The organism is Streptomyces hygroscopicus subsp. hygroscopicus (assembly GCF_001553455.1).
GTDB classification, from domain to species: domain Bacteria; phylum Actinomycetota; class Actinomycetes; order Streptomycetales; family Streptomycetaceae; genus Streptomyces; species Streptomyces hygroscopicus.
The window spans coordinates 1-11,483 of the sequence record NZ_BBOX01000144.1 but is presented as its reverse complement, the minus strand read 5'-3'; the positions used below and the strand labels follow the sequence as shown (position 1 = coordinate 11,483).

Sequence of the window (11,483 nt, the reverse complement as noted above, 5' to 3'; positions counted from 1 at the left end):
GGGCGGTCCTGGCCGTAGGTGGCCAGCAGTGCCTGCGCCTCGATCGGGTCGCCCAGCTGGGTGCCGGTGCCGTGGGCCTCCACCGCGTCGACCTCGGCGGCCGACAGTCCGGCGCCGGCCAGCGCCTGCCGGATCACCCGCTGCTGCGACGGACCATTCGGCGCCGTCAGACCGTTACTCGCACCGTCCTGGTTGATCGCCGAGCCCCGCACGATCGCCAGCACCGGGTGACCGTTGCGCCGCGCGTCCGACAGCCGCTCCACCAGGAGCATGCCCACGCCCTCACCCCAGCCCGTGCCGTCCGCCCCGTCGGAGAACGGCTTGCACCGGCCGTCGGAAGCGAGTCCGCGCTGCCGGCTGAACTCCACGAACGCGCCTGGTGTCGACATCACCGACACACCACCGGCCAGCGCCAGGTCGCACTCGCCCTGGCGCAGCGCCTGCATGGCCATGTGCAGCGCCACCAGCGACGAGGAGCACGCCGTGTCCACCGTCACCGCCGGCCCCTCGAGACCGAAGGTGTAGGAGATACGGCCCGACACCACGCTGGCCGCGCTGCCCGTGCCCAGGTGTCCCTCGAGGTCGCCCTGCGCGTCCGCCCACAGTCCGGTGTAGTCCTGGCCGTTCGTGCCCACGAACACACCCGCCCGGCTGCCCCGCAGCGACTCCGGGGCGATACCGGCCCGCTCGAACGCCTCCCACGAGGTCTCCAGCAGCAACCGCTGCTGCGGGTCCATGGCGAGCGCCTCACGCGGGGAGATCCCGAAGAACGTCGCGTCGAATTCCGGGGCACCGTAGAGGAAGCCGCCCTCGCGTGCGTAGGACGTGCCGAACCGCTCGGGGTCGGGGTCGTACAGCCCGTCGAGGTCCCAGCCGCGGTCGGCGGGGAACCCGGCGATGGCGTCGCCGCCCTCGGCGACCAGCCGCCACAGCTCCTCCGGTGTGTGCACATCCCCGGGGAAGTGGCAGCTCATCGCGACGATCGCGATCGGGTCGCCGTCCACGGCGGCGGTCGGCGGCTCGGCGGCGGCCACGGCCGGCTGGGCGGCGCCGAAGACCTCGGCGTCCAGGTAGTCGGCCAGTTCGGCGGCGCTGGGGTAGTCGAAGACCAGCGTGGCCGGGAGGCGCAGTCCGGTCGCGATGTCCAGCCGGTTGCGCAGCTCGACCGCCGTGAGGGAATCGAACCCGAGGTCGCGGAAGGCCCGGCCGGGCTCGATCGACTCGGCCGAAGCATGGCCGAGCACGGCGGCCGCGTGGCCCCGTACCAGTTCCAGAACTGCGTGGTTCCGCTCGGCCGCCGAGAGCCCGACGAGCTTCTGGGCGAAGGTGGCCGCTTCCGCCTCGGCACCGCCTTCGACCGCGGCCAGGTGCTTGTGTGCTTCGGGGATGTCGCTGATGAGAGCGCCACCGCCGGACGCGGCGTGCGCCGTGGCCAGGCGCTCCCAGTCGACGTCCGCCACGACGAGCGAAGCCTCGTCATGGCCGGCGGCCCACCGGAGCGCCGCCACGGCCAGCGCCGGGTCCATCGCGGCCACCACACCACCGCGCACCCGGTCGCCCGCACGGCCCTCCGCGGCCATACCGGCCTCGGCCCACGGCCCCCAGGCGACCGCCGTACCGGTGAGCCCGGCACCGCGACGCAGCACCGCGAGCGCGTCCAAGTAGGCGTTCGCCGCCGCGTAGGCGCCCTGGCCGGCGCCGCCCACGACACCGGCGAACGACGAGAACAGCACGAACGCGTCGAGGTCCAGATGGGCGGTCAGCTCGTGCAGCGCCCACGCGCCCTCCACCTTCGCGCCGAGCACCCCGGCGACCCGGTCGACGGACAGGCCATCCAGCACACCGTCGTCCAGCACACCGGCGGCGTGCACCACCCCGCGCAGGGGGAAGCGCTCGGGGATGCCCGCCAGCACCTCGGTGAGGGCCGCGCGGTCCGCCGCGTCGCACGCGGCCACCGAGACCAGCGCGCCCATGGCCTCCAGCTCCGCCTTCAGCTGGGGTGCGCCGTCGGCCGCCAGGCCGCGACGGCTGGTGAGGATGATGTGCTCCGCGCCCTCGCGCACGGCCCAACGGGCCACCTGCGCGCCCAGCGCGCCCGTACCGCCGGTCACCAGAACCGAGCCGCTCGGCCGCCAGGCTCCGCCGCCCGACGACGCGACCCGCGCCAGTCGCCGGACGAACACTCCCGAGCCCCGCACCGCCGCCTGGTCCTCGGCGCCCTCGGCGGACACCACACCGGCCAGCCGCTCCACGGCGCGCTCGTCGACTACCTCGGGCAGGTCGACCAGACCGCCCCATATCCGCGGGTGTTCCAGCGCCGCGACCCGGCCGAGGCCCCACACCTCGGCCTGCACGGGGCTGGTGAGCCGGTCGGAACGGCCCACCGAGACCGCGCCCCGCGAGGCGCACCACAGCCGGACACTCAGGTCCAGCCCGGCCAGGGCCTGCACCAGCCGCAGAGTCAGCGCGAGTCCCGTCGTGACCACCGGCTGCGCGGCGAGGGGCTCCTCGGCCAAGGCGAGCAACGACACCACACGGGCCTCGGAGGCACCGTCGAGTGCGCCGAGCAGGGCCTTGACCAGTCCTTCGGTGTCCGTGTCAGCGGCCACCACCACGGGTACCACCCGGGCGCCGTGCTTCTCGAACCCGTGGCGGATCGAGGTGGTGACGTCGCTGTCCGCCAGCGCGGCGGGCACCACCAGCAGCCAGGTGCCGGTCAGGGACCCGGCGGGCGCGTCCTGGACCGGCTTCCACACAACGCGGTACCGCCAGCCGTCGACCGTGGCCCGGTCCCGCTGCTGCCGACGGTACGACGACAGCGCGGGCAGCAGTTCGCCCAGCGAGCCCTCCCCGTCCACGTCCAGCGCCTCGGCCAGCGCGGTCAGGTCCTCGCGCTCAACGGCTTCCCAGAACCGGGCGTCCACGCTGTCGGCAGCGGCGGAGCCGCCGCGCGCACCGCCCGTGTCCTCCAGCCAGTAGCGCTGCCGCTGGAAGGCGTAGGTGGGCAGTTCGGCCTTCCGCGCGCCGCGCCCGGCGAAGAACCGCTCCCAGTCGACGGTGACGCCGTGGACGTGGAGTTCCGCCAGGGCCGTGGTCAACGCCTGGGCCTCGGAGCGGTCCTTGCGCAGCGCGGGCACCACGACGGGGGCCGAAGCCCCCTCGGCCGTCAGGCACTCCCGCACCATCGCCGAGAGCACACCGTCGGGGCCCACCTCCAGGAAGGCGGTCACGCCCTGTGCCTGGAGCGCCCGCGCCCCGTCCGCGAAGCGCACCGCCTCGCGGACATGGCGCACCCAGTACTCCGGCGAGCACACCTCGTCCGCACCCGCCGGCTTACCCGTCACATTGGACACCAGCGCGATGACCGGCGGCGCGAACGACAACCCCTGGACGACCTTACGGAAATCGTCCAGCATCGCGTCCATACGCGGCGAGTGGAACGCGTGACTGACCCGCAGCCGACGCGTCTTACGCCCCCGCTCCGCCCACTGCCCGGCGACCTCCACCACCGCCCCCTCGTCACCGGCGACGACCACAGCCGCCGGACCATTGACCGCGGCGATACTCACCTCATCCGCACGACCCGCCAGCGAACCGGAGATCTCCTCCTCCGACGCCTCGACCGCCACCATCGCCCCGCCCTCGGGCAGCCCCTGCATCAGCCGCCCACGCGCCGCCACCAGCGCACACGCGTCCTCCAGCGAGAACACCCCCGCCACATGCGCCGCCGCGATCTCACCAATCGAATGCCCGATCACCACATCCGGCGCCACACCCCACGCGGACAACAACCGGAACAACGCCACCTCGACCGCGAACAGCGCGGGCTGGGTGAACTCTGTCCGGTCCAGCAACTCCGCGTCCGCACTCCCCTCCGCCGCGAACACCACCTCCCGCAACGGACGGTCCAGCAGCACATCAAGGTGCGCACACACCTCGTCCCACGCATCGGCGAACACCGGGAACGCCTCGTACAGCTCCCGGCCCATCCCCACACGCTGCGCACCCTGACCCGAGAACAGGAAGGCGGTCGAGCCCGATGCCGCCGCGACACCCTGCACCACTCCCGGGGCCACGGCACCGGCCGCGACAGCCTCGACCCCGCGGAGCAGTTCCGCACGGTCCGCACCCGAGACCACCGCGCGATGTTCGTGCACCGAGCGCGTTGCCACCAGCGAGTAGCCCACATCCAGGGCGCCCGGTTCGGCGCGGTCCAGCAGATACGACCGCAGCCGCTCGGCCTGTGCGCGCAGGGCCTCCGCGCTCCGGGCGGAGAGCGCCCAGGGCACGATGCCGGGATCGCCGGCGGGGGCCGCCGGGACAGGTTCCGTCCCGTCCGGTTCCGGGGCCTGTTCGATGATGGTGTGCGCGTTGGTGCCGCTGACGCCGAACGCGGAGACACCGGCCCGGCGCGGATGCTCGGTCTCGGGCCACTCCATCGCTTCGGTCAGCAGGCGCACCTCGCCCGCCGACCAGTCCACCTGCCGCGACGGCTCGTCCACGTGCAGCATCCGCGGCAGCACACCGTGCCGCATCGCCATCACCATCTTGATGATCCCGGCGACACCGGCGGCGGCCTGCGTATGTCCGATGTTGGACTTGAGCGCGCCCAGCCACAGCGGGCGCCCTTCCGGCCGCTCCTTGCCGTAGGTGGCCAGCAGCGCCTGCGCCTCGATCGGGTCACCCAGCGTCGTACCGGTGCCGTGCGCCTCCACCGCGTCCACCTCGGACGCCGACAGGCGGGCGTTGGCGAGGGCCTGCCGGATCACCCGCTGCTGCGAGGGACCATTGGGCGCCGTCAGACCGTTGCTCGCACCGTCCTGGTTCACGGCGGAGCCGCGCACGATCGCCAGCACCTGGTGGCCGTTGCGCCGGGCATCGGACAGCCGCTCCACCAGGAGCATGCCCACACCCTCGGACCAGCCCGTGCCGTCCGCCGTGTCCGCGAACGGCTTGCACCGGCCGTCGGGGGCCAGTCCACGCTGCCGGCTGAACTCCACGAACAGGTCCGGCGTCGACATCACCGTCACACCGCCGGCGAGCGCCATCTCGCACTCGCCCTGGCGCAGCGCCTGCGCGGCCTGGTGCAGGGCGACCAGCGACGACGAGCACGCCGTGTCCACCGTCAGCGCGGGCCCCTCAAGACCCATGGTGTAGGAGATACGACCGGATACGACCGATGTCGCGTTGCCGGTCAGTATCTGCCCCTCCAGCTCTCCGGCCGCACCGTCGCGTCCGGCTCCGTAGCCCGAGGCCGCGGCTCCGACGAACACGCCGATCGGCCGGCCACGCACGGACGTGGGAGGGATACCGGCCCGCTCGAAGACCTCCCAGGAGGTCTCCAGCAGCAGCCGCTGCTGCGGGTCCATGGCGAGCGCCTCACGGGGCGAGATCCCGAAGAAGCCCGCGTCGAACTCGCCCGCCTCGTGCAGGAAGCCGCCCTCGCGCGAGTAGAACGTCCCCGGACGCTCGGGATCCGGGTCGTACATCCCGTCCACGTCCCACCCGCGGTCGGACGGGAAGTCGGAGATGGCGTCGCCACCGCCGACCACCAGCTGCCACAGGTCCTCCGGGCTGCGCACCCCGCCCGGGAAGCGGCAACTCATCCCGACGATCGCGATCGGGTCGTCATCGACCGGGGTCACCACGGTCGTCGGTACGGCCACCGCGCCCCGCGTGCCCAGCACCTCGGTACGCAGATGGCCGGCCAGCACCGTGGCGCTCGGGTAGTCGAAGACCAGCGTGGCCGGCAGGACCAGCCCGGTCTCCGCGGTCAACCGGTTGCGGAACTCCACGGCCGTGAGCGAGTCGAAGCCCAGCTCCTTGAACGCACGCGCGGGCTCGACCGCCTCCGCGCCCGCGAAGCCGAGGACGGCGGCGGCCTGGGCGCGCACCAGGTCGAGCAGGGTCCGGTCGATCTCGGCCTCGGTGAGCCCCGCGAGGCGCTCGCGCAGTGCGGACCCGGCCGTGGTGCCGGCGCCTTCGACGTTTCCGGCGTCCGCCAGTGCTCGCTGGACCTCGGGCAGATCGCCGAGGAGCGGGCTCGGCCGTCCCATCGTGAACGCGGGGGCGAAACGCTCCCAGTTCACCTCGGCGACCGTCAGCACACCGTCGTCGCCCGCGAGCGCCCCCCGCAACGCGGCAAGGGCCAACGCCGGAGACATGACGAGCAGGCCACGACGGGCGAGTTCCTTTTCCATCCCCTCCGAGGTCGCCATACCGCTCTCGGCCCAGGGGCCCCAGGCCACCGCCGTACCGGCGAGACCCCGCGCACGGCGATCCTCCACCAACGCGTCCAGATAGGCATTGGCCGCACCATACGCGGCCTGACCACCACTGCCCCACACACCGGCGATCGACGAGAACACCACGAACGCGTCCAGCTCACGCTCGCCCAGCAACTCATCCAACAGCGCGGCCCCAGCGGCCTTGCCCGACACCACCGCCGCCGCGTCCGCCAGACTCATCCCCCGAAGCTCAGCCGCCTGCTCAACACCCGCCGCATGGAACACCGCACTGAGCGGAAACTCCTCCGGAACGGCAGCGAGAACACCAGCCAACGCCGCACGATCCGTCACATCACACGCCGCCACCGTCACCCGGGCACCCAACGCCTCCAACCCCTCGCGCAGTTCGACAGCGCCCGGCGCGTCAAGACCACGACGACTGGTCAGCACCACATGCTCAGCACCCTGGCCCACCACCCAGCGGGCCACCCGAGCACCCAGCGCGCCCGTACCACCGGTCACCAACACCGTGCCGCGCGCCCGCCACGAACGCTCAGTCCCCTCACCCGCACCAGCCCGCACCAGACGCCGCGCGAACACCCCCGAACCACGCACCGCGACCTGATCCTCACCATCCTCCGCGGACAACACACCCACCAGCCGCGCCACACCCCGCTCATCCAAGGCTTCGGGCAGATCAACCAGACCACCCCACACCTCCGAGTGCTCCAGCGCCACCACCCGCCCCAGACCCCACACCTGTGACTGCACCACACCCGTGAGCCGATCCCAACGCCCCACCGACACCGCACCCCGCGTACCACACCACAACCGAACCGGAACCTCCGCCTCCACCATCGCCTGCGCCAACACCACACTCAGCGCATAACCACCCGACAGCCCCGGATACCCCGGGCAGGACTCCTCGTCCAGGGCCAGCAGCGACAACACACCACCCAGCTCCGGCACCTGGGCGACCGCCTCACGCAGCCGCTCCGCCAGCACCTTCGCGTCCAGGTCACGCTCGTCCAGCAGGAGCGACACCACATCCGCACCGTGCCGCTCAAGCCCCGCGACAACCTCCGACACCAGCTCGTCGCCGACCCGGGACGCCGGAACCACCACCAGCCACGTCCCCGACAACGACCCTCCGGCCGCATCGGAAACCGGCTTCCACGACACCCGGTAACGCCAGCCGTCGATCGTCGACTGGTCGCGGCTGCTGCGCCAGTACGCCGACAGCGCGGGCAGCACCGCGCCCAGTGACGCCTCGTCGTCGAAGTGCAGCGTCCTCGCGAGCGATGCGAGGTCCTCCCGCTCCACGGCCTGCCAGAACCGCGCGTCCGCCTCGTGACGGAGGCCGACATCGGCGCCGCCCGCATCGGTGGACTTCTCGACCCAGTAGCGCCGGCGCTGGAAGGCGTAGGTCGGCAGGTCGGTCACGCGGGCCTCGAGACCGTCGAAGGCCGAGGTCCAGTCGACGGCGGAGCCGTGAACATGCAGCCGGGCCAGTGCCGTGGCCAGGGCGGCGACCTCCGAGCGGTCCTTGCGCAGCACCGGCACGACCACAGGCGCCGAGGCGGGCTCGCCCGTTTCCGTCAGGCAGTCCTGCGTCATCGCCGAGAGGACGCCATCGGGACCCACCTCCAGGAACGAGGTCACCCCGAGCTTCTCCAGGGCCCGTACCCCGTCGGCGAACCGCACCGCCTCCCGTACGTGCCGCACCCAGTACTCCGGCGAACACACCTCGGCGTCCGAGGCCACCGCGCCGGTCACATTGGAGACCAGATCGATGGAGGGCGGGGCGAACGAGAGCCCTTCGACGACCTTGCGGAAGTCGTCCAGCATGGCGTCCATGCGGGGCGAGTGGAAGGCGTGGCTGACCCGCAGCCGGCGGGTCTTGCGGCCCTGCTCCGACCACTGTCCGGCGATCTCCAGCGCGGCGGCCTCGTCACCGGCGATGACCACGGCCGTCGGGCCGTTGACCGCGGCGATGCTCACCTCGGCCGCACGACCGGCCAGCGATCCGGAGATCTCCTCCTCCGACGCCTGCACCGCCACCATCGCCCCACCGGTCGGCAGGGCCTGCATCAGCCGGCCACGCGCCGCGATCAGCGCGCAGGCGTCCTCCAGGGAGAACACCCCGGCCACGTGCGCGGCGGCGATCTCGCCCACCGAGTGCCCGATCAGTACGTCCGGGGTGACGCCGAAGTGCTCCAGCAGCCGGAACAGCGCCACCTCGACGGCGAACAGCGCGGGCTGGGTGAACGCCGTCCGGTCCAGCAGCTCCGCGTCCGCACTGCCCTCGGCCGCGAACACCACCTCCCGCAGCGGACGGTCCAGCAGCACGTCCAGGTGCGCGCACACCTCGTCCAGGGCGCGGGCGAACACCGGGAACGCCTCGTACAGCTCCCGGCCCATGCCCAGGCGCTGCGCGCCCTGGCCCGAGAACAGGAACGCGAGCGTGTCCTCGGTCCGTGTCGTGCCCTGAACGACCTGAGCGGCGTTCTCGCCGCTGGCCAGGGCCTTCAGGCCGCGGAGGAACTCGTCTCGGTCCCCGGCGATCAGGGCTGCGCGGTGCTCGAACGCCGAACGGGTCGTGGCCAGGGAGAACGCGATATCCGTCAGCGTCGGCTCGGAGTGGGCGCTCAGGTGGGCGTGGAGTCGGCCGGCCTGGGCGGCGAGCGCGTCCGCGCTCTTGCCGGACAGCAGCCATGGCAGGACAACGGGCCGCTTGGCCTGGTCCGTCTCGGGGGCCTTCGCCTCGGGGCGTCCATCACGGTCGGCCTCCGGGGCCTGTTCGATGATGGTGTGCGCGTTGGTCCCGCTCACCCCGAAGGAGGAGATACCGGCCCGGCGCGGCCGGCCCGTCTCCGGCCACGCGGTGGCCTCGGTCAGCAGCCGCACCTCGCCCGCCGACCAGTCCACCTGCCGCGACGGCTCATCCACATGCAGCGTCTTCGGCAGCACACCGTGCTGTAGCGCCATCACCATCTTGATGACACCGGCGACACCGGCAGCGGCCTGCGTGTGACCGATGTTGGACTTGATGGCGCCCAGCCACAGCGGCCGGTCCCCCGGGCGGTCCTGGCCGTAGGTCGCGAGCAGCGCCTGCGCCTCGATCGGGTCGCCCAGCGTGGTTCCCGTACCGTGCGCCTCCACCGCGTCCACATCGGACGCCGACAGCCCCGCGTTGGCCAGCGCCTGCCGGATCACCCGCTGCTGCGACGGACCGTTCGGCGCCGTCAGACCGTTCGACGCGCCGTCCTGGTTGATCGCCGAGCCACGGACCACCGCCAGCACCGGATGACCGTGACGACGGGCGTCCGACAGCCGCTCCACGAGCAGCATGCCCACGCCCTCGCCCCACCCGGTGCCATCCGCGGCCTCGGCGAACGGCTTGCACCGGCCGTCGGCCGCGAGCCCCCGCTGCCGGCTGAACTCCACGAACAGTCCCGGCGTCGACATCACCGACACACCACCGGCCAGCGCCAGGTCGCATTCGCCCTGGCGCAGCGCCTGCATGGCCATGTGCAGCGCCACCAGCGACGCCGAACACGCCGTGTCCACCGACACCGCGGGCCCCTCGAGACCCAAGGTGTAGGAAATGCGTCCCGACACGACGCTGACCGCGCTCCCCGTCAGGTAGCCCTCGAGCCCGCCTCCTGCCTCAACGAGATGAGTCGAGTAGTCCTGACCGTTCGTGCCGACGAAAACCCCGACCGGCTTGCCGCGCAGCGACAGTGGATCGATGCCGGTCCGCTCGAACGCCTCCCATGACGCTTCCAGCACCAGCCGCTGCTGCGGGTCGGTGGCCACGGCCTCACGGGGAGAGATGCCGAAGAACTGCGGGTCGAACTCGTCAGCGTCGTAGATGAAGCCGCCCTCTCGGGCGTAACTCGTCCCCGGGTTGTCCGGGTCCGGGTGGTACAGCCCCTCGGTGTCCCAGCCGCGATTCGTCGGGAACCCGGAGATGGCGTCGACGCCGTCGACGACGAGTTGCCACAGCTGCTCCGGGGTGCGCACGCCCCCAGGAAAACGACAGCTCATCCCGACAATGGCGATGGGCTCTCGCGACGCCGCGACCAGGCGCTGGTTCTGTAGCTTGAGGCGGTCGTTTTCCCGCAGGGAAGCGCGCAGCGCTTCGACAACTCTTTCGGAGGACGTAGCCATCAGTAGCTCCACACTTCCAAGAACATCAAAGGTCCGCGCCGCCCAGTGCCCTCTGGACGAGGTCGTCGACGTCCATCTCGTCGACCGCGCTGTTCATTCCTTCTTGGGGCTCCGGCTCAGAACCGCGCTCCGAGATCTGGGCAAGTTCCAGCAGGGCGTCCATCAATCCGGCTTCACGGAAGCGGGCGAGCGGGATGGAGGCCAACGCCTCACGAATCCGGCCCTCCTCCGGGTCCTTCAGCTCAGCCCCATCGGCCTGCGGGAACATCTGCGTCTCCAGATGCTCGGCCAATACGGTGAGGTTCGGGTAGTCGAATGCCAGCGTGGTCGGCAGCTCCAGGCCGGTGATCGCGCTCAATCGGTTCCGGAGCTGAACGGCCGTCAGTGAGTCGAAACCCAGCTCCCTGAACGACTGATCGTTCTCGATGGCGTCGGGGGTGGCGTGCGCCAGGACCGCGGCGACGTGCTGCCGGACCAGCTTGCGGAGAGAACGCTGACGTTTCGCCGGGGACAGCCCCTCCAGCTCCGCCCGCAGTTCCGCCGCGGCCGACTCGGCCGGTGCCGGGTCCGAGGACTCCGACGACGCGCTCGGCTGCCGCCGCTTCGTCAGCTCGCTCAGCAGGGGCGTCGGCCGGGCTCCGCCCATCTCGTCCCCGAGGCGCTCCCATGCGGCGTCGACCACGAGGGCGTAGGTCTCGTCCAGGTCGAGAACACGCTGGAGCGCGGAGATCGCCAGTTCCGGGTCCATCGGGGCGACGCCGCTCCGCTGCATGTACGCGTCGAGGTCCCCATCGATCACCATGCCGCTTCCGGCCCAGGCGCCCCAGGCGATGGACGTGGCGGGGAGGCCGTCCGCGCGCCGCTGCAGCGCCAGCGCGTCCAGATAGGCGTTGCCCGCCGCGTAACTCCCCTGACCGGGGCCGCCTATCGTGCCCGCCGCCGAGGAGAACAGCACGAACGCCGACAGGTCCATCCCGGCGGTCAGCTCATGCAGGTTCCGCGCCGCGGCCACCTTCGGACGCAAGACCCCGGCCGCCCGCCCCGGTGTCAACGCGTCCAGCACACCGTCGTCCAGCACACCGG

At 72.1% G+C, this 11,483-nt stretch carries 2 protein-coding genes; both read right to left on the bottom strand.

Annotated elements, in window-relative coordinates:
• On the bottom strand, positions 1-10,400 hold a 10,400-nt coding region (locus AXW62_RS16940; protein WP_060945268.1), incomplete at its 3' end, for a type I polyketide synthase.
• A gap of 25 nt (positions 10,401-10,425) precedes the next feature.
• Positions 10,426-11,483: beta-ketoacyl reductase (locus AXW62_RS16935; protein ID WP_159060896.1), on the bottom strand; the 1,058-nt coding region annotated here is incomplete at its 5' end.